This window comes from Thermus antranikianii DSM 12462 (genome assembly GCF_000423905.1).
Classification (GTDB): Bacteria; Deinococcota; Deinococci; order Deinococcales; family Thermaceae; genus Thermus; species Thermus antranikianii.
This window is the reverse complement of sequence record NZ_AUIW01000001.1, coordinates 274,936-300,742: the sequence shown is the minus strand read 5'-3', so window position 1 is coordinate 300,742 and position 25,807 is coordinate 274,936. Positions and strand designations below refer to the sequence as shown.

At 67.4% G+C, this 25,807-nt stretch carries 28 protein-coding genes and 1 riboswitch; of the genes, 12 read left to right on the top strand and 16 right to left on the bottom strand.

Going from position 1 to position 25,807, the window contains the following annotated elements:
* From G584_RS0101515 to G584_RS0101500, 4 genes are read left to right on the top strand one after another with little or no spacing between them, the layout of a single operon-like run.
* The gene (locus G584_RS0101515) at positions 1–597 is read left to right on the top strand and encodes a helix-turn-helix transcriptional regulator (protein ID WP_028493023.1); all 597 of its coding nucleotides are present in this window, start codon (positions 1–3) and stop codon (positions 595–597) included.
* Between the two features lie 4 nt (positions 598–601).
* Complete coding sequence (locus G584_RS0101510; RefSeq protein ID WP_028493022.1) at positions 602–1,366, top strand: 50S ribosomal protein L11 methyltransferase; 765 nt, start codon at positions 602–604, stop codon at positions 1,364–1,366.
* Between the two features lie 3 nt (positions 1,367–1,369).
* Complete coding sequence (locus G584_RS0101505) at positions 1,370–2,056, top strand: 16S rRNA (uracil(1498)-N(3))-methyltransferase (protein ID WP_028493021.1); 687 nt, start codon at positions 1,370–1,372, stop codon at positions 2,054–2,056.
* Positions 2,053–2,463: a hypothetical protein gene (locus G584_RS0101500; RefSeq protein WP_157626353.1), complete on the top strand. Its 411-nt coding sequence runs from the start codon at positions 2,053–2,055 to the stop codon at positions 2,461–2,463. Before G584_RS0101505 ends, G584_RS0101500 begins: the two co-directional genes overlap by 4 nt.
* Here the strand turns inward: G584_RS0101500 and G584_RS0101495 are convergent.
* Positions 2,413–3,315 (bottom strand): AEC family transporter, encoded by a 903-nt coding sequence (locus tag G584_RS0101495; RefSeq protein ID WP_157626352.1) that lies wholly within the window; start codon positions 3,313–3,315, stop codon positions 2,413–2,415. The two genes, G584_RS0101500 and G584_RS0101495, sit on opposite strands and share 51 nt — an antisense overlap.
* A 9-nt stretch (positions 3,316–3,324) precedes the next feature.
* Here G584_RS0101495 and G584_RS0101490 point away from each other — a divergent pair, with 9 nt between their 5' ends.
* Positions 3,325–4,173, top strand: coding sequence for a Rossmann-fold NAD(P)-binding domain-containing protein (locus G584_RS0101490; RefSeq protein ID WP_028493018.1), 849 nt, complete (start codon positions 3,325–3,327; stop codon positions 4,171–4,173).
* Here G584_RS0101490 and G584_RS0101485 read toward each other — a convergent pair.
* From G584_RS0101485 to G584_RS0101465, 5 genes are read right to left on the bottom strand one after another with little or no spacing between them, the layout of a single operon-like run.
* Complete coding sequence (locus G584_RS0101485) at positions 4,170–5,078, bottom strand: NADPH:quinone oxidoreductase family protein (protein WP_028493017.1); 909 nt, start codon at positions 5,076–5,078, stop codon at positions 4,170–4,172. The genes G584_RS0101490 and G584_RS0101485 overlap by 4 nt on opposite strands.
* Positions 5,079–5,087: 9 nt before the next feature.
* Complete coding sequence (locus tag G584_RS0101480) at positions 5,088–5,894, bottom strand: carbohydrate ABC transporter permease (RefSeq protein WP_019551145.1); 807 nt, start codon at positions 5,892–5,894, stop codon at positions 5,088–5,090.
* On the bottom strand, positions 5,894–7,003 hold the full coding sequence (locus G584_RS0101475; protein WP_028493016.1) for a carbohydrate ABC transporter permease: 1,110 nt from the start codon (positions 7,001–7,003) through the stop codon (positions 5,894–5,896). The genes G584_RS0101480 and G584_RS0101475 overlap by 1 nt, the downstream gene beginning before the upstream one ends.
* 53 nt (positions 7,004–7,056) lie before the next feature.
* On the bottom strand, positions 7,057–8,292 hold the full coding sequence (locus G584_RS0101470; protein ID WP_028493015.1) for an ABC transporter substrate-binding protein: 1,236 nt from the start codon (positions 8,290–8,292) through the stop codon (positions 7,057–7,059).
* Complete coding sequence (locus G584_RS0101465; protein ID WP_028493014.1) at positions 8,249–9,442, bottom strand: ROK family transcriptional regulator; 1,194 nt, start codon at positions 9,440–9,442, stop codon at positions 8,249–8,251. Before G584_RS0101465 ends, G584_RS0101470 begins: the two co-directional genes overlap by 44 nt.
* A gap of 131 nt (positions 9,443–9,573) precedes the next feature.
* A riboswitch (cobalamin riboswitch) is annotated at positions 9,574–9,732 on the top strand.
* A 133-nt stretch (positions 9,733–9,865) separates the two neighbouring features.
* Here G584_RS0101465 and G584_RS0101460 point away from each other — a divergent pair.
* The 6 genes from G584_RS0101460 to G584_RS0101435 all read left to right on the top strand — a co-directional run bounded on the left by G584_RS0101460 (position 9,866) and on the right by G584_RS0101435 (position 14,844).
* Positions 9,866–10,720 (top strand): ABC transporter substrate-binding protein, encoded by an 855-nt coding sequence (locus G584_RS0101460; RefSeq protein ID WP_028493013.1) that lies wholly within the window; start codon positions 9,866–9,868, stop codon positions 10,718–10,720.
* Positions 10,721–10,723: 3 nt separating this feature from the next.
* Positions 10,724–11,752 (top strand): FecCD family ABC transporter permease, encoded by a 1,029-nt coding sequence (locus G584_RS0101455; protein ID WP_028493012.1) that lies wholly within the window; start codon positions 10,724–10,726, stop codon positions 11,750–11,752.
* The gene (locus G584_RS0101450) at positions 11,739–12,491 is read left to right on the top strand and encodes an ABC transporter ATP-binding protein (protein ID WP_028493011.1); all 753 of its coding nucleotides are present in this window, start codon (positions 11,739–11,741) and stop codon (positions 12,489–12,491) included. The genes G584_RS0101455 and G584_RS0101450 overlap by 14 nt, the downstream gene beginning before the upstream one ends.
* Positions 12,472–12,783 carry a hypothetical protein gene (locus tag G584_RS0101445; RefSeq protein WP_028493010.1) on the top strand — a complete coding sequence of 104 codons (312 nt, stop codon included), beginning with the start codon at positions 12,472–12,474 and terminating at the stop codon, positions 12,781–12,783. Before G584_RS0101450 ends, G584_RS0101445 begins: the two co-directional genes overlap by 20 nt.
* Before the next feature lie 124 nt (positions 12,784–12,907).
* Entirely contained in the window at positions 12,908–13,645 is a 738-nt protein-coding gene (locus tag G584_RS0101440) for an SDR family oxidoreductase (protein ID WP_028493009.1), read from the top strand.
* A 32-nt stretch (positions 13,646–13,677) separates the two neighbouring features.
* Positions 13,678–14,844, top strand: a complete 1,167-nt coding sequence (locus tag G584_RS0101435) for a serine hydrolase domain-containing protein (RefSeq protein ID WP_028493008.1) — start codon at positions 13,678–13,680, stop codon at positions 14,842–14,844.
* Here G584_RS0101435 and mntR read toward each other — a convergent pair.
* Together mntR and G584_RS0101425 are read right to left on the bottom strand one after the other, a co-directional pair.
* Positions 14,826–15,497 carry a manganese-dependent transcriptional regulator MntR gene (mntR, locus tag G584_RS0101430; protein WP_028493007.1) on the bottom strand — a complete coding sequence of 224 codons (672 nt, stop codon included), beginning with the start codon at positions 15,495–15,497 and terminating at the stop codon, positions 14,826–14,828. The genes G584_RS0101435 and mntR overlap by 19 nt on opposite strands.
* 22 nt (positions 15,498–15,519) lie before the next feature.
* A complete protein-coding gene (locus tag G584_RS0101425; RefSeq protein WP_028493006.1) occupies positions 15,520–16,434 on the bottom strand; it encodes a DUF72 domain-containing protein in 915 nt (304 codons plus the stop codon).
* Positions 16,435–16,505: 71 nt separating this feature from the next.
* On the opposite strand from G584_RS0101425, the gene G584_RS0101420 reads away from it, so the two are divergent.
* Positions 16,506–17,450 (top strand): YbgA family protein, encoded by a 945-nt coding sequence (locus G584_RS0101420; RefSeq protein ID WP_028493005.1) that lies wholly within the window; start codon positions 16,506–16,508, stop codon positions 17,448–17,450.
* On the opposite strand, the gene fni is transcribed toward G584_RS0101420, so the two are convergent.
* Genes fni through G584_RS0101380 form a run of 8 tightly spaced genes read right to left on the bottom strand, consistent with a single transcriptional unit; the run spans position 17,447 to position 25,801 of the window.
* Positions 17,447–18,445: a type 2 isopentenyl-diphosphate Delta-isomerase gene (fni, locus tag G584_RS0101415; protein ID WP_028493004.1), complete on the bottom strand. Its 999-nt coding sequence runs from the start codon at positions 18,443–18,445 to the stop codon at positions 17,447–17,449. The two genes, G584_RS0101420 and fni, sit on opposite strands and share 4 nt — an antisense overlap.
* Entirely contained in the window at positions 18,442–20,010 is a 1,569-nt protein-coding gene (gene crtI, locus G584_RS0101410; RefSeq protein ID WP_018112468.1) for a phytoene desaturase family protein, read from the bottom strand. Before crtI ends, fni begins: the two co-directional genes overlap by 4 nt.
* 57 nt (positions 20,011–20,067) lie before the next feature.
* A complete protein-coding gene (locus tag G584_RS0101405) occupies positions 20,068–21,096 on the bottom strand; it encodes a glycosyltransferase family 2 protein (RefSeq protein WP_018112469.1) in 1,029 nt (342 codons plus the stop codon).
* Complete coding sequence (locus tag G584_RS0101400; protein WP_018112470.1) at positions 21,093–21,761, bottom strand: 1-acyl-sn-glycerol-3-phosphate acyltransferase; 669 nt, start codon at positions 21,759–21,761, stop codon at positions 21,093–21,095. The genes G584_RS0101405 and G584_RS0101400 overlap by 4 nt, the downstream gene beginning before the upstream one ends.
* Positions 21,758–22,459 (bottom strand): lycopene cyclase domain-containing protein, encoded by a 702-nt coding sequence (locus G584_RS0101395; protein WP_018112471.1) that lies wholly within the window; start codon positions 22,457–22,459, stop codon positions 21,758–21,760. Before G584_RS0101395 ends, G584_RS0101400 begins: the two co-directional genes overlap by 4 nt.
* Positions 22,456–23,619 carry a cytochrome P450 gene (locus tag G584_RS0101390; RefSeq protein ID WP_018112472.1) on the bottom strand — a complete coding sequence of 388 codons (1,164 nt, stop codon included), beginning with the start codon at positions 23,617–23,619 and terminating at the stop codon, positions 22,456–22,458. The genes G584_RS0101395 and G584_RS0101390 overlap by 4 nt, the downstream gene beginning before the upstream one ends.
* Positions 23,620–23,671: 52 nt before the next feature.
* Positions 23,672–24,928, bottom strand: a complete 1,257-nt coding sequence (gene phr, locus G584_RS0101385) for a deoxyribodipyrimidine photo-lyase (RefSeq protein ID WP_018112473.1) — start codon at positions 24,926–24,928, stop codon at positions 23,672–23,674.
* A 9-nt stretch (positions 24,929–24,937) separates the two neighbouring features.
* On the bottom strand, positions 24,938–25,801 hold the full coding sequence (locus G584_RS0101380) for a phytoene/squalene synthase family protein (protein WP_018112474.1): 864 nt from the start codon (positions 25,799–25,801) through the stop codon (positions 24,938–24,940).
* Positions 25,802–25,807 lie beyond the last annotated feature (6 nt).

Genomic DNA, 25,807 nt, shown 5'->3' with positions numbered 1-25,807 from the left:
ATGGCCCTAGTTCTGGAAGGCACCAAGGAACGGGTTTTGGACCTCCTGAGGCTAAGGCCCTATACCGCCAAGGAGCTGGCCGAAGCCCTGGGGGTAAGCCGGGTGGCGGTTCTGAAGCACCTACAGGACCTCGAGGCCCGGGGCCTGGTGCGCTCGGAGGTGCGGAAGTGCCTGGGCCGGGGCCGGCCTTACCGCCTTTACATGGCCCAGGATAGAGAGGCTCCCTACGCTGCCCTTTGCGGGGATGTGCTTAGGGAGATGGAGAGGGTTCTGGGCCGGGAGGGGGTGGTGCGCCTCCTTTTGGAAAGGAACCGTAGCCTTTTTGCTTCCTTGAACCTGGAGGCCCTTCCCCTCAGGGAACGGCTCGCCCGCCTGGCCCAGTTCCTGAGGGAGCAGGGCTATGAGGCGGAGGTGGTGGAGGAAGGGGGAAGGCTGTACCTTTGCCAGAAGCGCTGCCCCAAGCTGGCCCTCTCCCGGGAGCACGAGGCCCTTTGCCAAAGCGAACTCCTCGCCTACCAGGAGTTGCTGGGCCTGCCCTTGTTGCGGGAGGAGAGGCTGGCGGAGGGGGGAAGCTGTTGCCGGTACCGGGTAGAATAGCGGGGTGTGGGTTTACCGCCTGAAGGGCACGGCGGCGGAACTGGACCCCCTGATCCCCGATCTCTTTGACCGGGGGGCCCGGGGCCTCGAGGAGCGGGAGGGGGAGGTGTGGGCCTATTTCCCTGCTCCTCTGGACCTCCCCTTTGGGGGAGTATGGGAGGAGCTCCCCGACGAGGACTGGCTTTCCGCCTGGCGGCGAGACCTTAAGCCCGTGTGGGCTGGGCCCTTCGTGGTGCTGGCTCCCTGGCACCCCTGGGAGGGGGAGGGGATTCCTTTGGTGATCGAGCCCGGCATGGCCTTCGGCACCGGGCACCACGAGACCACCCGCCTGGCCCTTTCCGCCTTGGCCCGCCACCTGCGTCCTGGGGAAAGGGTGCTGGACCTGGGCACGGGCTCGGGCATCCTGGCCATCGCCGCTGCCAAGCTGGGGGGCAAGGCCTTGGGGGTGGATATTGACGAAACCGTGCTTCCCCAGGCGGAGGAGAACGCCAGAAGAAACGGGGCCGGGGTCTGCTTCCTCCCGGGTAGCCTCGAGGAAGCCCTACCTCACGGGCCCTTTGATCTCCTGGTGGCCAACCTGTTTGCGGAGCTTCACCGGGAGCTTGCTTCCCGCTACCGCCAGGCTCTGGCCCCTGGGGGGAGGCTCCTCCTCACGGGGATCCTTTTGGAAAAGGCTTCCCTGGTGAAGGAGGCCATGGCCAGGGAAGGCTTCTCCCTCCTGGAGGAGGAGAGGGAAGGGGAGTGGGTGTTGCTGGCCTACGGGATCTGAGCCATGCGCCCGCACCGCGCCTATAGCCCAGGCCTTACCGGGGTGCTTCCCTTAAGGGAAAGCCGGCACCTCCTGGAGGTGCTGCGGGCCAAGGTGGGAGACCGGTTCACCGTCTTTGACGCGGACCGGGAGGCCCTGGCGGAGGTGGTGGAGCTGGGGCCACCGGTGCGCTACCGCATCCTGGAGGAACGGCGCCCGGAGCGGGAGGTGGGGGTGGAGGTGGCCCTCTACCCCGCCCTTTTAAAGGGGGACAAGCTTTCCGAGGTGGTGCGCGCGGCCACGGAGCTCGGGGCCACCCGCATCCAACCCCTCGTCACCCGGCACTCCGTGCCCAAGGAGATGGGGGAGGGGAAGCTGAAAAGGCTTCAGGCCATCGCCGTGGAGGCGGCCAAGCAGTCGGGGAGGCTAAGGGTGCCAGAGGTCCTGCCTCCCATTCCCCTTAAAGAGGTGCCCCAGGTGGGCCAAGGGCTAGTGGCCCATCTGGGAGCCAAGGTCTTGGTGCGGGAGGTGTTGGACCTAAAGAAACCCTTGGCTTTAGCGGTGGGGCCGGAGGGGGGATTCGCGGAGGAGGAAGTGGAGCTTTTGCAGGAAAAGGGCTTTACCCCGGTCTTCCTGGGCCGGAGGATTCTGCGGGCGGAAACGGCGGCCATCGCCCTCCTGGCCTTGTGCACCGCCGGGGAGGGGAGGTGAAGACCTTCGGCTGGCTTGGGGGTGTGGCGCTCCTCCTTTTCCTCGCGGGCTGCCGCTACACCTTCCTGCCCCTGGACCCGGGCAAGCCCCTGCCCCTGGAAAGGCCTTTTGTGGTGGCCCGCCTGGAGAAGGGCTCAGAGGAGGCCTTCCTGGTTCTCAGGGTGGAGCGCCTTCCTTCCCCGGGCTACCTTCACCTCAAGTGGTTCCGGGAGGAGGCTTTGCTCCAGGAGAAAGCCCTGTTTCTAGAGGAGCCGGGCTCCTACCGGGTTTCCTTTCCCTTGAGCCAGGGCTACCACCGCCTGGTGGGGCTTTGGGCGGGTGGGGTTCTTTTCCAGCTGGACCTGGGGACGCCCAGGCTACCGGACCCCGATGAGGAGGAGGAAAAGGGGAATGGTCAGGAAGGCTAGGAAGGTGGAAACCACCACGCTCCTGGCCACCCGCAGGGCTTCCCCCCCAAACTCCCGGGTGAGGAGGAAGGCGTTCACCGCCACAGGGGTAGCCGACTGCAGGACCAGGACCTGGTGCTCCAGGCGGGGAAGGCCCAGGATGAACCCCACCCCGTAGGCCAGAAGGGGGGCCAGGAGGAGCCGCAGGCTGCTGGCCACTCCCTCAAAGGCCCCCACCTGGAAGCGGGTCTGGCTCATCTGCATTCCCAGGGTGAGGAGGAGAACGGGGATGGCCGCTTGGCCCATGAGGTGTAGGCCCTCGTCCAGGCGGAAGGGAAGGCTTACCCCCAGGGCCTTCAGCAGCAGGCCCAGAAGGAGGGCGTAAAAGAGGGGCAGGCGCAGGGTGAAAAGGAGCCCTTCCTTGAGGCCGCCTCCCCTTATGAAGGCCGGCCCCAGGCCGAACATGACCACGCTGGAGAGGATGAAGTACACCACGGCCCGCCTTAGGCCCTCTTCTCCTAGGGCAAAGTAGACCAGGGAAAGCCCCATGTTGCCGGAGTTGGGGAACAGGCTGCAGACGAGAAGGGACTTAGCGGCCTCGGGGGAGAGGCCAAGGAGTTTGGCTATCCCGGTGATGGCCAGAAAGAGGAGGAGGTAGGTGAGGGCAAAGCCCAAGGCAAGGCCCACCAGGCCTTCCCGGGAGTACTCCGCCCGATACATGGCGTCAAAGATGAGGGCGGGCACCAGGAGGTAGAGGGTAAGGCGGCTTAAGGTGGTGAGGTCCATGGGGATGCGCTTTCCCAACAGATACCCGGAGAAGACCACCAGGGCCACGGGAAGGACCGTGTTGAGGAGGGCCTGCATGTGAGGCATTCTAAGGGCATGGCAGGCTATCTGGCGCTTTCCAAGGCTATAGAGAGGGTGCTCCTCCGGAAGGCGGAGGTTCCGAGAAGGCAGGTTCTTCCCATCCCAGGAGGGCAGTTTTTGGTGATGCCCGCCGCAGACCAAGAGGTGGCCCTTTGCAAGCTGGTCACGGTGGAGGCTTCCCGAAGGGAACAGCCTGAGGCCCACCGCCAGCCTGCGGTGCAGGCGGAGGTCTGGGTCAAGAGGCTGGATACCGGGGAGGTTGTTCACCTGCCAGGGGAGGAGATCACGAAAAGGCGCACCGCTGCACTTTCCCTTCTCGCAGCCCGGCTCCTTGCCCCCAGGCACGAGGGGGCCCTGCTCCTGGTGGGGCCTGGGGTTCAGGGGGAAGCCCACCTCGAGGCCTTCGCCGAGGGATTTACCCTGCGCCGGGTGTGGATCCGGGGAAGGAGCAGGGAGCGGACCGAGGCCCTTTTGGCCAAGGCCAGGGGTGTGGGCCTCGAGGCGGAGGAGTGGGTGGCCCCTGAGGTGCCTGAGGAGGTGGCCTTCATCGTCACGGCCACCTCGAGCTCCACCCCCGTCCTACCCGAGAGGGTGCCGGAGGGCACCTTCATCGCCGCTGTGGGGAGCTTCCGCCCGGAGATGCGCGAGGTGCCAGGGGCCTTGGTGGAGCGGGCGGCGGTTTATTGCGACACGGAGGATGCCCTGGTGGAGGCCGGGGAGCTTCAGGGTCTTTCGAAGCCGGTGGTGACCTTAAGGGAAGCCCTTTTGGGCAAGCGGTCGGAAGGGGACCCCGTGCTTTTCAAGAGCGTGGGCCACGCCCTTTTTGACCTGGCGGCGGTGCGGCACCTCCTGGGCTTGGACTAAAGGCGGACGACGATCTTGCCCACATGGCCCCGGTCCAGGAGGGCTTGGAAGGCGGCTTCAGCCTCGGGGAAGGGGAAAACCCTTCCCACCACGGGCTTGAGCTCCCGGCCCAAACGGGGCAGGAGAAACCGCAAGGCCTCCTGCACCAGGGCTTTTTCCCTGAGGAGGGGAGCAAGCCAAAAGCCCATTACCGTGAGGTTCCTCCGCATGAGGCGCAAGGGATTCAGGGGCGCCACCTCTCCCTCGGCGGCCCCAATATAGACCAGCCTTCCCCCTGGGTTCAGAAGGGAAAGGCTTTCCTCCAGCTGGCTACCCCGCACCTCCAGAAGGATATCCACCCCGCCGAATGCCTTGGCCTTTTCGGGGAGCTCCGCATAGGTGGCGACGGCCTCAGCCCCCAGGGCCTGGGGAAGATCCAGCTTCTCGGGCCTCGAGGCGGAGGCCAGCACCTTTAGGCCCATGGCCTTCGCCACCTGCACCAAAGCTGTTCCCAAAGCTCCCGCCGCCGCCTGCACCAGGACCTTTTCCCCGGGCTTGGCCCCCGCCTGCCTCAGGGCCAGGTAGGCGGTGAGGAAGGAAACCGGGTAGGCGGCGGCCTCCTCCGGGGAGAGCCCCTCGGGCACGGGTAGAAGGGCTTCCCTGGGCACGGCTACCTTCTCCGCCAGGGCCCCATGCCCCACCAAGGCGGCAAAGCGCCGCCCCTCCACCCGGCCCACCACCTCCATGCCCGGCACGAAGGGCGGATGAATCCGGGTGAGGTATCCGCCAAGCCGCATGAGGTGGTCGGCAAAGTTTAGGCCCACTGCCTCCACTTCCAACACCACCTCTCCTGGGCCCGGCGTGGGGTCGGGGATCTCCTTAAGGGTCATGGGGCCTTGAAGGCGTTCTTGCACCCAGGCGCGCATGGCAGGAGTCTACCCCTTCACCGAGCCAGCCAGGAGTCCCCGAAGGAAGTACCGGCCCAGGAAGATGTAGACCAGAAGGGTGGGTAAAGCGGCCAGAATGGCCCCGGCCATGGGCAGGTTCCACTTCACTGCCTCACCGCCTGCCAATTGCGCCAGGGCCACGGTGATGGGCTGGCTTTCCGGCCGGGTCAGGGTCACGGCGAAGAGGAACTCGTTCCAGATCTGGGTAAACTGCCAGATGGCCACCACCACGAAGGCGGGGGCAGAAAGGGGCAGGATTACGTGGCGGAAGATGCCGAAGAAGCCTGCCCCGTCTATGCGGGCAGCCTCCACCAGCTCATCGGGGATTTCACTGTAGTAGTTCTTGAAGATAAGGGTGACGATGGGGATGCCGTAGACCACGTGGACCAGGATGAGGCCCCATAGGGTGCCGTAAAGGCCTATGGCCTTTACGAACTGGAAAAGGGGGATGAGGATGCTCTGGTAGGGGATGAACATCCCGAAGAGCATGAGGGCAAACAGGAGGTTGGAACCCCTAAAGGGCCACTTGGCCAGGACGTAGCCGTTGAGGGCTCCCACCAGGGCGGACAGCGCCGTGGCGGAAAGGGCCAGGACCACGCTGTTTTGGAACTTGGGCCGGAAGGCATCCCAGGCGATTTTGAAGCTTTCCCAGTACACGGGGTCCGGCCAGCGCCAGACCGTGTCCAGGGTAATCTTGGCGGGTTCCTTCAGGGCGGTGAGGATCACCAGATAGACGGGGAGAAGGAAGAAGAGGGTGGCGAGGAGTAAGAAGGCGTACAGGAAGAACCGGCCCATCAGCGCCTGACCTCCTTCCGAAGCTGGCTTACCAGGTAGGGGATGACCACCAAGGCCACCAAGAGCAAGAGGAGTATGCCGATGGCCGCCCCCTTGGCGAACTGGTTGCCGCGGAAGGCGAGGAGGTACATGTAGATGGCGGGTACATCGGTGGGGGCGTAATCCAACCCGGCCATGGCGAAGATAAGGTCGAAGATCTTCAGGGCGATATGCCCCAGGACGATCATGGCGGAAAGGGTGATGGGGGCGAGGAGGGGAAGGATCACGTAGCGGTAGGTCTGCCACTCGCTGGCCCCGTCCACCTTGGCCGCTTCCAGCACCTCCACGGGAATTCCCCTTAGACCCGCCAGATAAAGGGCCATGGTGTAGCCGGACATCTGCCAGACCGCCGCCACAATCACCCCCACCAGGGCCAGGCTGAAGCCGTGGGGCTCGGGATAGGGGAGAAGGTGGGTGGTTCTGCCCAGGGTGAAGGCCCAAACCAGGAGGACCCCGCTGGACAACAGGCTCCAGAAAAGCCGCTTCCTTTCCCCTTCCCGGTGGGCTTTCCAAGCCACGTACAAGAGGGTTAGGCCCACCGCCAAGGCGGTGTAAAAGGGCAGCTGGTTCCAGTCAAAGACCCAGGTCTGCTGCCTGGTGGTGAGCCAAGGGAAGTGGAAGGGGGGGAGGCCAAAGAGGGTGGGCAGGACGTTGACCCCACCTTGGGGCTGCAAGAGCCAGCGCCAGATGGTGCCGGTGACCACGAAGGAGAGGGCCATGGGGAAGAGGAAGACGGTGCGGAAAAAGCCTTCTCCCTTGGGCCCGCGGTCCAGGGCCATGGCCAGGAGGAGGCCTAGGCCCAGGCTTCCCCCCATGAAAAAGAGGGTAAAGAAGATGAGGTTGACCACGCTTTGGCGGAAACGCACGTCCACGAAGCCGGTGAAGAGCTCACGGTAGTTTTCCAGGCCCACGAAGTGGAGCTCCGGCCTCAGGGCCAGGGCCTGGGCTGGGTTCTTTCCCCAGTCGGTGAGGGAAACCCAGAGGTTTTGCCCGATGAAGCCATAGACGAAGATGGCCACCGCCCCTAACGAGGGAAGGAGGACCAAAAAGGCCGTGATCCGGTCGCGCATGAGGCCTCCGGGAAAAGCCCGTGGGGGCTTTTGCCCCCACGGGCCGAGGGGTTCTAGCGGCCCAAGCCCACCTGGTTGGCAATGGCCTGGGCGGCATTGGCCGCCGCTTGCGGGTTCCTGCTTTGCAAGAAGATCTCCATCACCGTGCCGAACTGGCTCATGAAGCTTTCGGGTGCCACCGCCCCGTGCACCAAAGAGCCCACGATGCGGTTGGACTTCCAGTCCTTCATGGCCGACTGGCCATAGGCGTTGTACTTGGCGGGGTCGGAGTCCAGCCGGGCGGCGATGGAGCCCTTCAGGGGGTTAAAGGTGTCCTGCCCCTCCTTGGAGCCCACCAGCTTGAGCCAGTTGATGGCGTTTTGCCGGTTCTTGGCTCCCTTGGGTAGGCCAAAGGAGTCGGAGAGCATCATGAAGATCCCGGAGGTGCCAGGGGACGGGGCCCAGGCAAAGTCGGTGCCGGGCTTGAGCTTCAAGGTGGTGCTCATGTAGCCGGCGGCCCAGTCGCCCATGATGTTGAAAGCGGCCTTGCCCTGGACTACCCGGTCCACCGCCTGTTGCCAGGAAAGCCCCGCGGCGTCCTTGTTGGCGCAATCCAGCACCTTGCCAAAGGTTTCCCATACGGCCACCGCCTTGGGGTCGGTGAACTTCAGCTTGCCGCTCCAGAGGTTATTCCAGCCGTCGGCTCCCAGGGTGGCCAGGGCCACGCTTTCCCAAAGGTGCTGCTGGGTCCAGTTCTCGCCCAGGGCCAGGGGCGCTTCAAGGCCCTTCCGCTTCAAGGTCTGGCAGGTGGCGAGGAACTCCGCCCAGGTCTTGGGCGGGGTCACCCCCCACTCCTTCAGCTTGGCGGGGATGTACCACATGACGTTGGAGCGGTGGATGTTGACGGGCACGCTCCAGATGCCTCCCTTGTAGGAGAGGAGGTCGATGAGGCCCTTGGGGAAGGCTTGGAGCCAACCCTCCTGCCGGAAGAGGCTGGTGAGGTCCTCCATGCGCTCGGCCACCACCCAGGTGCCGATGAGTTCCTGTCCGGCGTGCACCTGGAAGGTATCGGGCGGGTCACCGCCCAGCATGCGGGTCTTCAGGACCGCCTTGGCGTTCACCCCTGCCCCGCCGGTAACCGTGGCGTTGATGACCTCCACACCGGGATACTTTTGCTTATAAAGCCGGATGAGGGCCTCGAGGGCCGGGCCTTCGTCTCCCGCCCACCAGGAGAAGATCTCCAGCTTGCCCGTCTGGGCCAGGGCGCTAAGCCCCAAGGCCACGCCGATCGCCAAAAGCCACTTCCTCATACCTACCTCCATTGCGACGTGGGCTTTCCGCCCACAGGCCGCCCAGCTCGAAAAACCTCACCAAAAAGAGGCTGGCCCCACCCACCGCCGGGGCCAGGTGACCATAAAGGGAAGGTTGCACGGGCAAGGAACGATGGGCTTCCAGGAAGGCATGGGCCGCCAAGGACTGGCGCAAGGATTGCTCCAGGTAGGGGAAGAACTCGGCCGCCTTGCCCCCTATGACCACCCGGGCCGGGTCGTAGGCCACAGCCAGGTTGGCCAGGAAGCGGCCCAAGGCCTCGCCCAAGTGGTGGATGGCCTCGAGGGCCAAAGCCTCCCCCTGCTTGGCCTGCTGGAGCAGGGCCTCGAGGTCCCCCGCCTTTCCGCCCAGGGACCGGTAGTGCTCCAAGAGGGCACCGAGGCCCAGTTCGGTTTCCAAGCATCCCACCCGGCCGCAGGCGCAGGGCTTGTGCCCCTGGCCGAGCCAGTGGCCCAGCTCCCCAGCGGCCCCACCCGCTCCCCGCAGGATCCGGCTATCCGATACCACCCCGATTCCCAAGCCCGTGCTGAGCACTAGATAGGCGAGGTTGGCCTCTCCGTGAAAGAAGACCTCGGACAGGGCTGAGGCCTTGGCATCGTTTTCCAAGGCCGTGGGCAGGGGAAAGTGGGAGAGCAGGGGCCGCAGGTCCAGGTTTTTCCAGCCCAGGTTGGGGGCCAGGAGGAGCCGGTCCTCCACTACCACCCCAGGCAGGGTGAACCCTAGGCCCAAGGGTCCCGGTACATGGGGAAGAACCTCCTGCAGAAGCCGTTCCAGACGTTCCCTGGGACCAGCTTCCCGGGGGTGGCTCCATTCCTTGGCCCATAGGACCTCCCCCCGCCAGTCCAGGGCCAGAAGGACGGTTCCCTCCACCCCCAGTTCCGCGCCTAGGGCAAAGCGTGCGCCAGGGCGCAGGTGCAAGAGGGTGCCGGGCCGGCCCACGGGGGGAGAGGTAAAGGCCCCTTCCTCCAGAAGGCCCTCTTGTAAAAGCTCATCCACCAGGCGGCTTACCGCGCTTTTAGCCAAACCGGTAAGCCGGGAAAGGTCCGCGCGGGTAAGGGGGCCCTGCCTCAGGTGGGCCAGGATGGCCCGGCGGTTGAGCCTGCGGATTTCCTGCGTGTCCCCTTTGCGCATCCCAGCTCCTTTCCCTTTGCCCTTTAGTTCGTTCTCGGGACTAAGTAAATCACCCGTCCCCGGATGTGTCAAGCCCTTGCCTTTTTGCCCCGTTAGGCTTAGCCTGGCCTTAAGGCCCGCTAGGGCCTCAAAGCCAGGTCCGTTGCCCTGGTGCCTGGGCGCGTAGTCCAGGCTTAAAGTGGGGAAGTCCGGTGCAAGTCCGGCGCTGTCCCGCAACGGTAACCGGCCCAGCCTCAGGCTCTTCTTCGCAGGCCGGAAGCCCGAATACCTGCCAGGGCCGCCCGCCAAACCCCTTAGGCGGGCACCTCACGCGGATGGGGGAGCGATGGGGGTTTGCAAAGCCATTTGCGCCCCTGCCGCTTTCCGGCAGGGGTTTTCCCTACCTCCCCCGGGCCTGGCCCTAGCGGCCTTAGGGAGGTAGGCATGAAGAGAGTTTGGGCGGTTCTTTCGGTCCTTTTGGCCTTGGCCTTCGCTTTTCCCTTAACCCTTACCGACGACCTAGGGCGCACGGTCACGGTCAAGGCACCCCCAAAGCGCATCGTTACTATGCTCCCATCGGTGACGGAAACGGTGTGCGCCCTCGGGGCCTGCGATCGCATCGTGGCCACCGACGACTACTCCGACTGGCCCGAGAGGGTGAAGGCCCTGCCCAAGGCGGGGGGGCTTTACAATCCCAACCCCGAGTTCATCGTCTCCCTGAAGCCGGATCTGGTTTTGGTTTCCAAGTACGGGCGTTTGTACGAAACCCTGGAGCGGGCAGGCCTAACGGTGTATGCGGTGCGCACCGAGACCTACGAGGACATCTTCCGCACCACCCGCACCCTGGGGAGGCTTCTTGGCCTCGAGGGCCAGGCGGAGCGCGTGGTGGCCCAGATCCAGCGGGAGGTATACCAGGAGGAATCCCGGGCGGCCAAGGCCAAGACCCGGCCCCGGGTTTACTACGAGATTGACCCCACCCCCTACACCGTGGGGCCCGAGAGCTTCATCGGGGTCCTGATCCAAAAGGCCCGGGGGGTGAACATCATCCCCAAGGAGCTGGGCCTTTTCCCCAAGATCGCCCCCGAGTTCGTGGTGGAGAAGAACCCCGAGGTGATCGTGGCCACCTACCCGGGTGCCCTGGAAACCATCCGGGCCAGGCCTGGCTGGAGCCGGGTGAAGGCGGTGCAGACAGGGCGCATCTGCGTGTTTACCGGGGGCCAGGATAGCCTCCTTTCCCGCCCAGGCCCCCGGGTGGCCCAGGGGCTTAGGCTTCTGGTGGATTGCTTCCACGGGCGTTAGGCCATGACCCGGGCCCTCCCCCTGGCCCTTAGGCGGAGCCTGGTCTTTTTCTGGCTCCTCCTCCTGCTCCTCCTGGCCTTGGTGCTGGGGGTAGCCATGGGGGCGGTGAGCCTGCCGCCGGGCGAGGTGCTCCAAGCCCTTTTGGGCCTAAAGGAGAATCCCATCGTCACGGAGATGCGGCTCCCCAGGGTCCTGGGGGGGATGCTGGTGGGGGCGGCCTTGGGGGTGGCGGGGGCCAGCTTCCAGGGGCTTTTCCGCAATCCCCTGGCCGACCCCTACCTCATGGGCTCGGCGGCGGGGGCGGCCTTCGCCGTGACCCTTCTGGCCAGCTTGCTGGGGGGCCTGGCCCCCGCCTTTGCCCAGCACGCCATCTTCCAAAGCCTTCCCCTTTCCGCCACCCTCTTCGGGTTCCTTGGGGCCCTCTCCGCCACCTTCCTCACCCTGGTTCTGGCAGGGGGCGCGGCCCGGACGGGGGAGCTGGTCCTGGCGGGGGTGGTGGTGGGGAGCGTTCTGACCGGGGCCACCACCTACCTGATGATGCAGGACGCCGACCGGGTGCGGGCGGTCTTCGCCTACACCCTGGGCAACCTGGCCTTCATGGGCTGGCCTTCGGTGAAGGCCATGGTCCTTTTTTTCCTTCTGGCCCTTCCCCCGCTGTTGCTTCTGGGCCGGGTGTTGAACGCCCTCCAGCTGGGGGAGGAGGTGGCCCGGAGTATGGGGCTACCCCTCGAGGGCCTGAAACTCCTCCTCCTCCTTGCCGCAAGCCTGTTGGTGGCTGCTGCCGTGGCCCAGGCGGGGATCATCGGTTTCGTGGGCCTGATAACTCCCCATCTCCTCCGGCGCCTCTTGGATGAGGACTATCGCCTGCTTCTGCCTGCTTCTGCCTTAGGCGGGGCGGCCCTCCTAACGCTGGCGGACCTCCTGGCCCGCACCCTTACCCGGCCGGCGGAGCTTCCCGTGGGGGTGGTGACCACTCTTCTTGGGGGGCCATTCTTCCTGTACCTGATGTGGAGGCGGCGTGGAAGGGCTTGAGGCCAAGGGGATCGTGGGGCCCTATGCCCTTTTAGGGGTGGACCTGGCCGTAAGGCCAGGGGAGTGGGTGGCCCTTTTGGGCCCCAATGGATCGGGGAAGAGCACCCTTCTAAAGGTTATGGCGGGGCTCCTCCGGCCCAGGGCGGGAGGGGTCTTTCTGGAGGGAAAGCCCCTTCGGGCCTATGGAAGCTATGCCCGGGGCCGGCTCCTCGCCTACTTGCCCCAGGGAGGCCCCTACCCGGAGGGGCTCTTGGTGGAGGAGGTGGTGCGCTTAGGAAGGCTTCCCCACCTGGGCCTTTGGGGGCGGGAGGGGCGGGAGGATGTGGAAGCGGTGGAGTGGGCTTTGGAGGTTACTGGGGCTTCCCGTTTCCGGGGCCGGTACCTGGGTAGCCTTTCCGGCGGGGAGCGCCAGCGGGTTCTTCTGGCCCGGGCCCTGGCGGCGAGGCCCCGCTACCTCCTTCTGGACGAACCCACCACCTTCCTGGACCTGGAATACCAGGGTGGGCTTCTGGCCCTCTTCCAAAACCTGGTTGCCAAGGGGATGGGGATTCTTTCCGTCCTTCACGACCCCAACCAGGCGGCTTTGGCTGGGCGGGTGGCGGTGTTGAAAGGGGGACGGCTTTTGGCGGAGGGAAAGCCGGAGGTGGTGCTCACGGAAACCCTTCTGCAAAACCTCTACGGCCCAGGGGTGCGGGTGGCCCACCTCATGGGGAGGCCCCATGTCTACCTGGACGGATAGGGCTAGGCTCTACATCCGGGGCCGGGCTTTCCTCTTGGACCTTGGGGAGGAGGTGGCCTTTTACACGGAGTCCGGGCCCAAGAGGGCCCGTTACCTCCTGGTGGGTAAGCTTTCCCTGCCCGAGCGCTTACGGCTTGGCCTGCCCCGGGAAGGGGTTCTTCACTACCCTTTGGCGGTGGATCCCCTGGCCTTTGAGTGGGAGGGGGAGACCCTGATCCTTCCGGGGCTCAGGGTGTATCTGGGAGGGCCTCCGGCCTTTGTGGAAACCCCCTACTACGCCTGGCGGCTGTAGGCAGGAGCCCCGTATGGGGCGTGGGAGGGTCGCGGTGGGAGCTAGCTGGCCCTTGACGGGAAGGCCCGCCACGGGGTAGGGTGAACTTACCGACCGTTCGGTCGCCAAACACGGGAGGTGGTGGATGCGGCTAAAGGACAAGGTGGTGCTGATCACGGGGGCGGCCCACGGGATTGGGCGGGCTACCTTGGAGCTGTTTGCCCGGGAGGGGGCCAGGCTGGTGGCCTGCGATCTGGAGGAGGAGCCCCTAAGGGAGGCGGCGGCGGCCACGGGGGCCTTGGCCCTTCCCATGGACGTGGCCGATCCGCTTTCCGTGGAGAGGGGTTTCCGGGAGGCCCTTCAGGCCATGGGCCGCCTGGACGGGGTGGTGCACTATGCCGGCATCACCCGGGACAACTTCCACTGGAAGATGCCCCTGGAGGACTGGGAGGCGGTGTTGAGGGTGAACCTTACGGGGAGCTTTCTGGTGGCCAGGGCGGCTTCTGAGGCCATGCGGGAGCGGAACCCTGGTTCCATTGTGCTCACCAGTTCCCGGGTGTACCTGGGTAACCTGGGGCAGGCCAACTATGCGGCTTCCAAGGCGGGGGTGGTGGGGCTTACCCGCACCCTGGCCCTGGAGCTGGGGCGGTACGGGATCCGGGTGAACGCCCTGGCCCCGGGGTTTATCGAGACCCGGATGACGGCCAAGGTGCCGGAGAAGGTGCGGGAGAAGGCCATCGCCGCCACGCCCTTGGGCCGCGTCGGCCAGCCCATAGAGGTGGCCTACGCTGCTCTTTTCCTGGTTTCGGATGAGTCCAGCTTCATCACCGGCCAGGTCCTCTTCGTGGACGGGGGTAGGACGGTGGGGGCTGCTCCTGCCTGAGGGTAGGGAGGCTAGGTTCCCAGGGGGGAACCATGGATTTTTCCCGGCTGGAGGATTTTTTGAAGAGGCAGGTGGCTGAGGGCCTTCTTCCCGGGTACGTGGCCCTGGTGGCCCGGGGGGGAGAGGTGGTCTACCAGGGAGTGGGGGGGTATTTGGATCCGGAAACGGCTCTTCCCATGCGGGAAGACGCTCTTTTCCGCATCTACTCCATGACCAAGCCCTGGGTTTCCGCCCTAGCCCTTACCTTCGTGGAGGAGGGCAGCCTTTCCCTCCTGGACCCTGTGGAAAAGTACCTGCCGGGGTTCGCCGGGGTGAAGGTGGGGCGGGAAGTGGGGGAAGAGGTGGCCCTCGAGCCCCTGAGGCGGCCCCTCACCGTCTACGACCTCCTGCGGCACACGGCGGGCTTTACCTATGGGGTCTTCTTCCGCTCCCCGGTGAAGCGGCTCTACCTGGAGGCGGGGGTGGACCGGTTTGACCTTTCCCGGGAGGAGTTTCTTGGGCGCCTGGCCGCTTTGCCCCTGCGCTTTCAGCCGGGAGAGGCCTTTGAGTACGGGTTTTCCACCGATGTGCTTGGGCATCTTTTGGAGGTGCTTTCGGGGAGAAGCCTGGCGGAGCTCTTGGGGGAACGGGTGTTCGCCCCCTTGGGGATGCGGGACTCGGGTTTTCTGGCCAAGGATCCCACCCGTTTGGCAAAGCCCTTCCCCCAAGACCCGGAAACGGGCAGGTCCATCCGCCTGATCCCCGTGGAGGCGGAGCCTCCCCGGTATGCGGGGGGCCTGGGTGGGGTGAGCACGGCCTGGGACTACCTGCGGTTCCTGGAGGCCCTGCGCACGGGCCGGGGTGTGTTGCACCCGAGCCTGTGCCGCCTCATGACCCAGGACCACCTGGGTCCCCTTTACGAGGCCGGGTTGCGGCGGGGCTTGGAGTACACCCCAGGCCCGGGTTACGGCTTTGGCCTGGGGGTGGCGGTGCGTTTGGGCCCTGGGGGTCTGGCGCCGGGAAGCCCCGGGGACTTCTACTGGTGGGGGTTTGCCGGCACGTATTTCCTGGTGGATCCCGCCCTGGAACTGAGCGCCTTGCTTTTCACCCAGGCCCCCAATCTCCTTTCCGTGCTGGAGCCGGAAAAGGTCCTTCACTCGCGGCTTGGGCAGCGGTTTGGCCTGGCCTTCCGCACCCTGGTTTACGGGGCCCTTTCTTGAAGGGCCTCTACCCCAACGGCCTGGGCCAGCTCCTCGGGAAGGCGCAATACCTCCCCTGCCATTTCGATGCCCACCCCGTCACCTTTCTCCACCACCCTAAGGACCTTTCCAGGAACCAGGCCCAGCTTGGCCAGGAGGTTGAGGGTGCCCCGGTCCTGGGCCAGGGCCCGCACCACCCGGGCCTTCCCCAAGGGGGCCTGGGAGAGGGGGAGGGCTGGGGCTTCCGGCAGGGCCAGGTCCTTGGTGGGGATGGGGTCCCCGTGGGGGTCAAAGGGAGGGTGGCCTAACAACTCGGCGATCCTTTCCTCAAAGGCCTCGCTGATCACGTGCTCTAGCCGTTCCGCCTCCTGGTGGACCTCTTCCCAACCGTAGCCGAGGGCCTGGTGCAGGTAGGCCTCGAGGAGCCGGTGGTGCCTCAGGACCTCCAGGGCGATGCGGCGGCCGGCCTCGGTGAGCCGGGCCCCCCGGTAGGGGGCGTGCTCCACCAGGCCTAGGGCGGAGAGCTTTTTGAGCATCTCCGTTACCGAAGGGGGTTTCACCCCTAGCCGCTCGGAAAGGGCCTGGGTGGGGACGGGGTTTTGCCCCTCGGTTTCCAGGAGGAGGAGGTGTTTGAGGTAGTCCTCCTGGGCCTCGGAGAGAGGGGGACGGGCCATCCCCTTCAAGGTAGCACGCCCGCTAAAGAAGAGACGCTTCCCCTGCCCAAGGTGGGGGTCCAAGCCCTAGGAGCCGCTTAAGCCCGAGGGCTGCCTCCACCCCCTGGGTGCCGTAGTTGTTGTTGAAGATTACAAAGACCTGCTCCGCCCGTTCCGCCAGGGCCTGGGTGGCCTGGGCCAGGTCTTGAAGCTCCTCCTCTGAGTAACGCCAGTTGAAGCGCTCGTAGGGCTTTTGGTGAGGGCCTTTCCAGGACTCTGCGTTTCTTCCGTGGCATCGAAGCACCGCCACGGGGTGGGTGGGTTCCAGGACCCGGGGTGGGGCCTCGGGATGGAGTGGGGCATCCACGCTCACGTGGATGAGGCCAAGTCGTTCCAGCTCCCTGCGCACGAATCCCCAGGCCACATACCACTTGGGGTTGCGAAACTCCACCGCCACCCAGTAGCCCTGGGTCCTCTCCGCCAGGCGCTCCAGGTAGCGAAAGCTTCGGGGCTTGGGTTCGGTCCAGGGAGGGAGGCCGAAATGCAGGTAACCCAGTTTGTGCGCTTCCCTGAGAGGCTGTATAGCGGCGAAAAAGCGGTTCCAGGCTTCCTCCACCACTTCCTTGGGAACCTCCCGCTGGGCCAGGTGGCCTTCTTGCCGGGGAAGAAGGGATCGGAGGTCCTTGGGGAGGGCGTTCGCCTCGAGGCCGTGGCCGGTGAAGGCGGAGAAGGCCTTGACGTGGATAAGGAAGCCCTCGGGGGTCCTCTCCGCCCACTTCCGCACCACCTCGAGGCGGGGCAGGGCGTAGAAGGTGCTGTCCACCTCCACGGTGTCAAAGAAACGGGCGTAGTGGCGGAGGCGCTTTTCTGGGTCATTTCTCGCCTCGGGGGGGTACCAGCCGGAGGCGAGGAGGGTGGGGTCGGTCCAGCTTGCCGTGCCCACGCGGACTTCCGCCACCCCTCCATTCTACGGCTTCCCTGGGGTCCCTCTTGGGCCGCCTCCCTTCCCCCACCCTGTACCATGGGGTCATGGGCCCTTCTTGGCCCAAGCCTCGCCTCGTGGTGAGCGCCTGCTTGGGGTTCGCCGCCGTGCGCTATTCCGGGGAGCTCATCCCCGACAAGGTGGTGGCGGCCCTTAGGGAGCACGTGGACTTCCTCCCCGTCTGCCCCGAGGTGGAGATCGGCCTCGGGGTGCCGAGGCCGGTGGTGCGCCTGGTGCGGGGGGAAGGGGGGGTGCGCATGGTACAGCCCCAGACCGGCGAGGACCTCACCCAGGCCATGGAGGCCTTCAGCCGGGGGTTTCTGGCCGGGCTTCCCCCCGTGGAGGGGTTTATCCTCAAGAACCGCTCCCCCTCCTGCGCCCTAAAAGACGCCCGGGTCTATGCCCACGCCCAGGGGGGCGGGACGGTGGGGCGGGGCCCAGGCCTCTTCACCCAGGCGGTGGAAAGGGCCTTCCCCCTCCTCCCCAAGGAGGACGAGGGAAGGCTTACCAGCGCCCGCGTGCGCGCCCACTTCTTCACCCGCATCTTCGGCCTGGCCCGGCTGAGGCAGGTGGAGGACCTCCCGGGCCTCCAGGCCTTCCACGCCCGCTACAAGCTCCTCCTCATGGCCTACCACCAGAGCGAGGCCCGGGCCCTGGGCCGGCTCCTGGCCGAATCCAGGGGCAGGCCCCTGGAGGAGGTGAGGCGGGCCTACGAGGAGGGGTTCCTCCGGGCTACCCGGCTCCCCTTCCGCCTGGGGGCCATGGCCGATGCCTTCCTGCACGCCTTTGGCTACTTCAAGAAGGGGCTTTCCCCTAGGGAGAAGGCCCACTTTCTGGAGCTTCTTTCCGCCTTCCGGGAGGAACGCCTTCCCCTCGAGGCCCCCCTCGCCCTCCTCCAGTCCTGGGCCCTGCGCTTCGGGGAGGGCTACCTGGAGGCCCAGGCCCTCTTCGCCCCTTACCCCAGGGCCCTCATGGACCTCAAGACCTCCTAGATGGGGTAAACCCTTCCCCGGGCCTCTTTAGGCGTGCAGGCCCCCACGGCAAAAAGGGCCACCCTGAGCTCCTCCAGGTAGTCGCGTAGGAAGGCCTCCACCCTTTGGGGGCCTTCCAGGGCAGGCCGCAGGAGGGGCCGGGCCATGGCCACCAGGTCGGCCCCCAGCGCCAGGGCCTTGGCGGCCTCCGTGCCGGTATAGACCCCCCCCGAGGCGATGAGGGGCAGGTGGGGGAGCACCGCCCGCACCTCCTGGATGGCCTCCGCCGTGGGGATGCCGATCTCGCAGAGCTCCGGGTGGCGCACTTCCCCGAAGCGCACCCACTCCTCCACCCGGGCCCAGCTGGTCCCTCCGGCCCCGGCCACGTCCACTGCCGCCAGGGGGAGGTCCCGTAGGGCCAGGGCCGCCTCCCGGGAGAGGCCGTGCCCCACCTCCTTCACCATCACGGGGAAGGGGAGGGGGAGGAGTTCGGCGAGCCTCTCCAAAAGGCCCCGGAAGTCCGTGTCCCCCCGCTGCACCGCCTCCTGGAGGGGGTTCACGTGGAAGGCGAGGGCGTCCGCCTCCAGCATCTCCACGAGCCGGAGGAGGTCGTCCCGCCCGTAGCGCCTGAGCTGGGCTAAGCCCAGGTTGGCGATGAGGAGGACCCTGGGGGCCACCTTGCGCACCTGGAAGCTCTTTAGGGTCTCGGGCCGCTCCAGCACGATCCGCCCCGAGCCCAGCATCATCCCCACCCCCAGGGCCTCCGCCGCCTCGGCCAGGGCCAGGTTGATCGCTTCTCCCCTCTCCTCCCCCCCGGTCATGGCCCCGATGAGGAAGGGGGCCTTCAGGGTCTTGCCCAGGAAGGGGGTGGTGAGGTCCACCTCCGAAAGGGCAAGCCCCGCCAGGGCCTGGTAGCGCAGGCGGTAGCGCTCCAGCCCCGTGGTGGTGCGCTGGTAGGCCACCTCCCCCTGGAGGCAGGCCTCCAGGTGCTTGCGCTTCCTTTCCAGGGTGCTCAAGCCCTGGCCTCCTCCAGGGCCCGGGGGAGGCGTTCCAGGCCCAGGTCGTGGGCGATGAGGCGGGCCGTCATCTTGGCGGACATCATCACGCTGGGCAGGCCTGCCCCCGGCTGGTAGCTCTGGCCCACCAGATAAAGGCCCTTCACGTCCTCCGAGCGGTTGTGGGGCCGGAAGCTGGCCGTCTGCCAGAGGACGGGCTCGGGGCCAAAGGCGTTGCCCAGGTGGCTGTTGAGGGTCCACTGGAAGTAGTCGGGGGTGATGAAGTGGGCGTAGACCAGCCGGTCCATGAGCCCGGGCAGGTACCCGGCCTCGTCCAGGTAGCCGAGGGCCTTCTCCAGGTACCTGGGCCCAAGCTCCCGCCAGTCCAGGCCGCTCCCGTTGTGGGGCACGGGCACCAGGGTGTAGGCCGCGTGGTGCCCCGGAGGGGCCAGGGAGGGGTCGGTGAGGGTGGGGAGGTGCAGGTAGTGGGCGAAATCTTCCGGAAGGACCTTTTTCTGGAATATGTCCTGGAGGAGGCCCTCGTAGCGCTCCGAGAGGAGGACGTTGTGGTGCCTCAGCCTTTCCCCTTCGTCCCCCCGGGCGCGGAAGCCGAAGTAGGCCACGAAGAGGCTCATGGAAAGCCGGGTGCGCTTAAGCCGCCAGTCCCCGTGCCAGCGGCGGTCCTCAGGGGAAAGGAGCTCGCCGTAGGTGTGCACGTAGTCGGCGTTGGAGACCACCAGGTCGGCGTCCAGGCGTTCCCCGCTTTCCAGGACCACCCCCACTGCCCGTCCCTTCTGGGTGAGGATGCGGCGCACGGGGGCCTGGTAGCGGATCTCCCCCCCAAGCTCCCTCAGTTTGCGCACCAGCCCCGCCACCAGGGCCCCGGTTCCCCCCATGGCGAAGTGGACGCCCCAGTTGCGCTCCACGAAGTGGATCATGGTGTAGATGGCGGGGACCGAGAGGGGATTGCCCCCGATGAGGAGGCTTTCAAAGGAGAAGACCCGCCGCATCTTGGGGTTTTGGAAGTACTTTTTCACGAAGGAGAAGAGGGGCCGCACCGCATCCAGGCGCAGGAGGTCCGGGGCCACCCGCAGGAGGTCGCCCAGGCTTCCGAAGTGGGTGAAGCCCAGCTCCAAAAAGCCCCGCTGGAAGATGGCCTTGGCGTCCCGCTCGAAGCGCAGGTAGCCCTCGAGGTCCTCGGGGGCCAGGCGGCGGATCTCCGCCAGGAGGTGCTCCCGGTCGTCGTTGTAGTCAAAGTGGGTGCCGTCGGGGAAGTGGATGCGGTAGAAGGGGTCCAGGGGGACCAGCTTCACGTACCTTTCCGTGTGCCGAAGCCCCTCTTCCTGGGGAAAGTCGGGGTAGAGCCTGGGGTCCCCGGGCCGGGTGGCGAAGAGGTCCTCCAGGAAGGCCGGGACGGTGATCACCGTGGGCCCCATGTCAAAGGTGAAGCCCTCGGCCCGGTGCACCCGGGCCCGTCCCCCGGGGCCGTCCAGCTTTTCCAGGACCAGGACCTCCAGGCCCATGGCCGCCAGGCGGATGGCCGCGGAAAGCCCACCCACCCCACTGCCAATGACGATGGCGCGCATGGGAGAAGTTTACCGGGCTTGGGTCCTTTGCAAGTTGAGCGTGGCCCACACACGGGCCTAGAGCACCCGGCCCTTCCAGCGCTTGCCGGGCAAAAGGGCCCGCAGGTAGACGGGCAAGAGGAGAAGGGGGGCCAGGGGGGTGAGGAGGGCGGGCCACGCAGGACCCCCCAGGGCCACCTGCACCAGGAGGCGCTCCCCCAGGCCCAAAAGCCCCAGCTCCGGCCGGCCAAAGGCCCAGGGCAGGGTGTAGAGGGCCAGGTGGTAGAAGGCGGAGCCCAGGAGGACGGCAGGGTTTTTCAGGTGGATTTCCAGGAAGTTTTTGCCGAACCCGGCCACGGCCTCGGGGTAGCTGGGGTACATCCGCACCCGGAAGAGGCGGGTGCCCAGGACCAGGCGGTAGCCTGGGACCTTCCGGGCCAGGGCCACGTCCTCCAGGATCTCCTCCCGCACCGCCCGGTGCCCCCCTAGGCGGAAGTAGGCCTCCCGGGAAAAGGCCAGCACCTGGCCGTTGGCCACCCGCAGGGCTTCCAGAAGGGGATGGGGCAGGAAGGAGAAGAGTCCCCCCATGACGAAGGGCACCACCCCGGCCGTGCCCAGGTCCTTGCCCGGCTCTTGCCGCGGGAGGGCGGAGACCAGTTCCTTTCCCTCCAAGGCCGCCAGCAATCCCCCCAGGGCCCCCTCCTGCCAGTACACGTCGGCGTCGGTGAAGACCAGGACCTCCCCTTTGGCCTCCTGGGCCAGCTGCCAGCAGGCCCAGTTCTTCCCCCTCCAGCCCGGGGGGAGGGGGCGGCCCCGGAGGAGGCGGAAGCCCGGGTGCCCCCCGGCCACGGCCTCGGCCACCTGGGCGGTGCCGTCCTGGGAGCCGTCGTCCAGGACCAGGACCTCCAGGGCCCCCTGGCGGAGGAGGGAGGGAAGGGTGCGCCTTAGGTTTTCCGCCTCGTTGCGGGCGGGCACCAGGATGGAGACCCTGGCCCCAGGGGGGGTGGGGGCGGGCAGGAGCTGGGGGAAGCGGAGAAGGTTGTAGAGGAGGGTGAACCACCGCAGGAGGAGGAAGAGGAGGACGCCGAAGAAGAAGTCCCCGGTCATACCCGCCTCAGGGCTTCCACCAGAGGGCGCACCCGCTCCTCCAGGCTCCGCCGCCCCTTGAGGACCTCCCGGAACCCCTCGGGGACCTCCCGGGGGTGGGTCTGGGCCAGGAGGGCGTCCAGCCGGGCCAGAAGCCCTCCCAGGGCCTCCCCTAGGTCCTCCCCGGGGGACAGGGGCCTTCCTGCCCAGAGGAAGGCCTCGGGGTGTTCAAACCCCCTCAGGACCACCCGGCAGGCCACGGGGAGGAGGGGGACCCTTGCCCGCTCGGCCAGCCACCTCGCCCCGGGGCGCAGGGGGCCCAAGGGGCCTGGGTAGCGCATCTCCCCCTCGGGAAACACCGCCACCCACTCCCCCCGTCCAAGCCGCCTCAGGGCCTCCCGTACCCGGGGGGCCTCGAGGGCCCCCGCCAGGGCCAGCACGGGAAAGGCCTTCAGGTTCTCCTCCGCCACCAGGAGGCTCACGGGCTTTCCCCGGAGTTTGCCTAAGAACCACACCAGGTGGCCGTCGTAAAACCCGTGGTGGTTCATGGCCAGCACCAGGGGTCCCGGGGGGACCTCTCCCCGCAGGTAAACCCCCCGCAGGCTTCCTTTGAGGCTCAGGAGGAGGAGGCCCTCCACAAAAAACCTGAGGAGGCGGGCGGCGGGGCGCTCAGGGGAAAGCCTCATCGCAGGCGCCTCAGGGCCTCGGGATGCCAGGCCAGGAGCAGTCCCTGGACCACCGCCAGGTTGGTGAAGAGGAAGAACACCATCTCCTCCAGAGGTAGTCCCAGCACCCCATAGCCCAGGGTGTACTCCGGGGCAATCCACCAGATGCCCTCCCGGGTGATGGCCCAGAAGTCCGCGGCCCAAAGGTAGAGGGTGGGGAGGCTCACCCCCAGGAGGAAAGGCCCCCGCCAGGCCCAAAGGAGGTCGCCGCCGAAGGCCCACTGCAGGACGAAGACCGGGGCGAAGTAGGCCAGGATGAGGCCCAGGTAGAGGTAAGGCCCCCCCAGGGCCAGGAGCATCACCCCCAGGGCGGCCAGGAGGAGCCACACCCCTCCCCCCACCACCCGGGCCAGGCCGGGTCCCGGGGCCGGGGGCCTATGGGCCAGGCGCAGGAGGAAGGCCCCGGTGAGGAGGGGTTGCAGGAGGAAGAAGAGGTACTCCTCCAGGGGCACATAGCCCAGGCGGAGGAGGACCCGGCCCTCGGGGTAGCCCCAGACCCCCTTCCACACCAGGTAGTTGTCCCAGGGGGTGGTGTAGAGGAGGGCGATGAGGGGCATCAGGAGGTAGGCCCAGAGCCTGGGGGGCCTGGGCCTGGCCCAGAGGAGGAGGAGGAAGAGGGGGGGCAGGAGGAAGACCAGGTGGAACTCCAGGTAGGTCATGCGGCCTCCAGTGGGGCCCAAAGGCCCCCCTCGGGCCTGAGGGTGACCCCGGCGTGCACCTTGGGCTCGGGGAGGGGAGAGAGGCGGAAGCGCCGGAAGAAGGCCTGAAGCACGATGGGCCCCTCCAAGAGGGCGAAGTCCCGCCCCAGGCAGAGCCTTTTCCCCAGGCCGAAGGGGAAGTAGCGCCCTGACGGGGTTCCCCTCTCCTCCAGGAAGCGCTCGGGCCGGAAGGCCTCCCCCTCGGGGAAGTGGAGCCGCTGGGTCACGTAGGGGGAGAGGACCACCGTGGCCCCCCGGGGGACCCGGTCTCCCCCCAGGTCCAGGGGGGTCTCGGCCCTGCGGGTGAGGATCCAGGCCGGGGGGTAGAGCCTGAGGGCCTCCTGGAAGGCGGCCAAGGCGTGGGGGAAGCTTTGGGCCACCAACCCCTGCCAGTCCGGCCTGCGGGAGAGGAGGAAGAGGCTCCAGGTGAGGGCGCTGGCCACGGTCTCGTGCCCGGCCACCAGCAGGGTCTTGGCCTCGGCCATGGCCCTTGGCCGGGGCAGGGCGGAGAGGGGGGGGACCTGGAGGAGGGCCTCGGCCTCCTTCTCCAGGGCCCCCTTGTCCTTCTGGAAGCGCCACTCCCCCAGGAGGTCCAGCCGGGCCAGGGGGTTTTGCGTGCGGGCGATGATCCTTTCCAAGGCGGAAAGGGCCCGCTCGGCCAGGGCCTCGGGGAGGGGACGCTGCCAAAGGGCCTGCCCCAGGAGCCTGAGGGACAGGTGGAGCATCTCCTTGTCCAGGTCCCGCCGCTCCCCCTCCTTCCAGGCCCCGAAGAAGGCCCTGGCCTCCTCCTCCCAGGCCTTCCGGTACCCCGCCACCGCCCGGGGAAGGAAGGGGTCCTTGAGGGCCCGGCGCGCCCTCTTCCAGCCTTCCCCCCAGTCGGTGAGGAGGCCCCGCCCCGTGAGGCGGGAGAGCTCCCGGTACTGGAAGGTGGCCTTGTTCTCCTCCCCCAGGAGGACCCGCTCCACCCCCTCGGGGTCAAAGACCAGGAAGAGGGGCATCCCGGGTACGGGCAGGCGGAGGCGGGCATGGCCCTTCCCCCAGGCCAAGAGCACCTCCAGGGGGGCTTCCCGCAGGCGTCTGAGCTGGGGGAGAGCGGCTTTCAGGTCCAGGGTGGCCGTCATGGTTCCAGGATACCCCCCAGGGCTTCCAGGGCGAAGGGCCCTGTGGGCCAGGCTACCCTCGCACGAGGCCCTGGGCCAGGGCCAGGTAGCGCCGCCTGCTCTGCTCCAGGTCCACCACGGGGTCCTGGGGCTCGTAGGAGGCGTATTTCGGGGCCCAGCGCCGAAGCCATCTCCCCTCGGGGTCGTGGCGCCTGCCCTGTTCCACCAGGTTGAAGACCCGGAAGTAGGGGGCGGCGTCCACCCCAAGCCCTCCCGCCCACTGCCACCCCTGAAGGTTCTGGGGGGTGTCCCCGTCCAGGAGGAGGGCCTTGAAGGCGGCCTCGGCCCGCCTCCAGGGCAGGAGGAGGTACTTCACGGCGAACTGGGCCACGGCCATGCGCCCCCGGTTGGAGAGAAAGCCCGTCTGCCAGAGCTCCCGCATGGCGGCGTCCACCAGGGGCACCCCGGTTTTGCCGTAAAGCCAGGCCTGGAAAAGGGCCTCGTCCTGGTTCCAGGGCAGGGCCTCAAAGCGGCCGTCCAGGGCCCTTTCCCGCATCCAGGGAAAGTGGTAGAGGAGGTGGTAGGAGAAGTCCCGCCAGAGGAGCTCGGCCACCCACTTCCTCGCCCCCTCTCCCCCCCGCTTCAGGGCCTCCCAGGCGGCCTCCCGGGGGGAGAGGACCCCCAGGGTGAAGTAGGGGGAGAGCCTCGAGCCCCCCTCCCCATCCAGCCGGTCCCGCCTCTTTGCGTAGTGGGTAAGCCCTTCTTCCAGGAAGGCGAAAAGCCGGGCCCGGGCCGCCTTCTCCCCGGGTTCGGGCAGGGGCACCTCGGAGGCCTCCTGGGGAATCTCCCCCTCCTCCTCGGCCCGGGGCAGGCCCTCGGGGGGCGGGAGGGGGGGCTCGGCCCCCTGGAAGTGGCGGCTGAAGGGGGTGTAGACCCGGTAGGCCCGGGGGAGGTCGGGGGGAATCAGGTGAGGGGCAGGGAGAAGATGGAGGGGAACGGGCAGGGCCTCCCGCACCCGCTCGTCCCGGTAGCGGCCGTAGGGGGTGTAGCTCCTCAGGGCGAAGACCGCCCTGGCCCTAAGCCGCCTGGCCGCCTCGGGCACCCGCTCCCAGGGGGGGCCGGCCAGGACCCAAAGGGCCCCGCCCAGGGCCCGGTAGGCTGTGCGCAGGGCCCGCACGTTTTCCAAAAACCAGGCCCGCCGCCTGGGGCTGGTCTCCAGGTTGGCGGAGTCCAGGACCACCAGGCCCACCACGGGCCCCCTCTGCAGGGCTTCCAGCAGGGCGGGATGGTCGGAAAGGCGCAGGTCGGCGCGGTGCCAGACCAGGTACATGGGGCCAGGCTAGGGGCCCGGCGCCGGGGTTTCCGTGGCCTGGAACCCGGTTCGTGCCATCCAGAGGGCCTGGGGGAGGAGCTTGAGCCGCTCCCAGGCCTTGAGGTGGGCGCGCTTGCCCAGGTTGTCGTAGCCGGAAAGCCGTAGCTTGTCCAGGATGCCCTGGTACTGCAGGGCGGCCAGGGCGATGGCTCCCCGCCCCACCTTGAGGCCGGAAAGGCCGGAAAGCCCCTCGCGATAGAGGGTTCGCGCCTTGGCCTCGAGGTGGGCCATGAGGGCCCGGTACCCCGGGGTGAGGCGGCCCTCCTGGAGGTCGGCCAGGGAGATGGCGAAGCGCTCCAAAAGCTCCCGGGGCAGGTAGAGCCGGTCCCTTTCCAGGTCCTCCCCCACGTCCCGGAGGATGTTGGTGAGTTGCATGGCCTGGCCCAGGCGCACGGCCTTCTCCTCCACCTCGGGGCCTCCGCCGGCGATGGGGGCGATCATCCGGCCCACGGTGCCCGCCACCCGGTAGCAGTACTCCATGAGCTCGGCCTCGCTTTGCAGGCGCACAGGGCCCAGGTCGGTGAGGAACCCCTCCCGCATGTCCCAGAAGGCCTCCTGGGGGATGGGCCAGCGGGCTAGAGCCCAGGCCAGGCCCTTCTCCCAGGCCTCCAGGGGCCGGCCGCGGTAGGCCCGCTCCACCCCCTGCCACCAGGCCCGAAGGGCCTCCGGGCCCCCGGCGGGACCGTCCACCGCTTCGTCCCCCAAGCGGCAGGCGGCGTAGACGGCCCAGGCCCCCTTGCGCTCCTCCTTGGGGAAGAGAAGGCTCCCCAGGTAAAAGGTGGTGGAATAGCGGCGGATGATCCCTGCCAGGGCTTTCCAGTCGGGTTCCATATACTT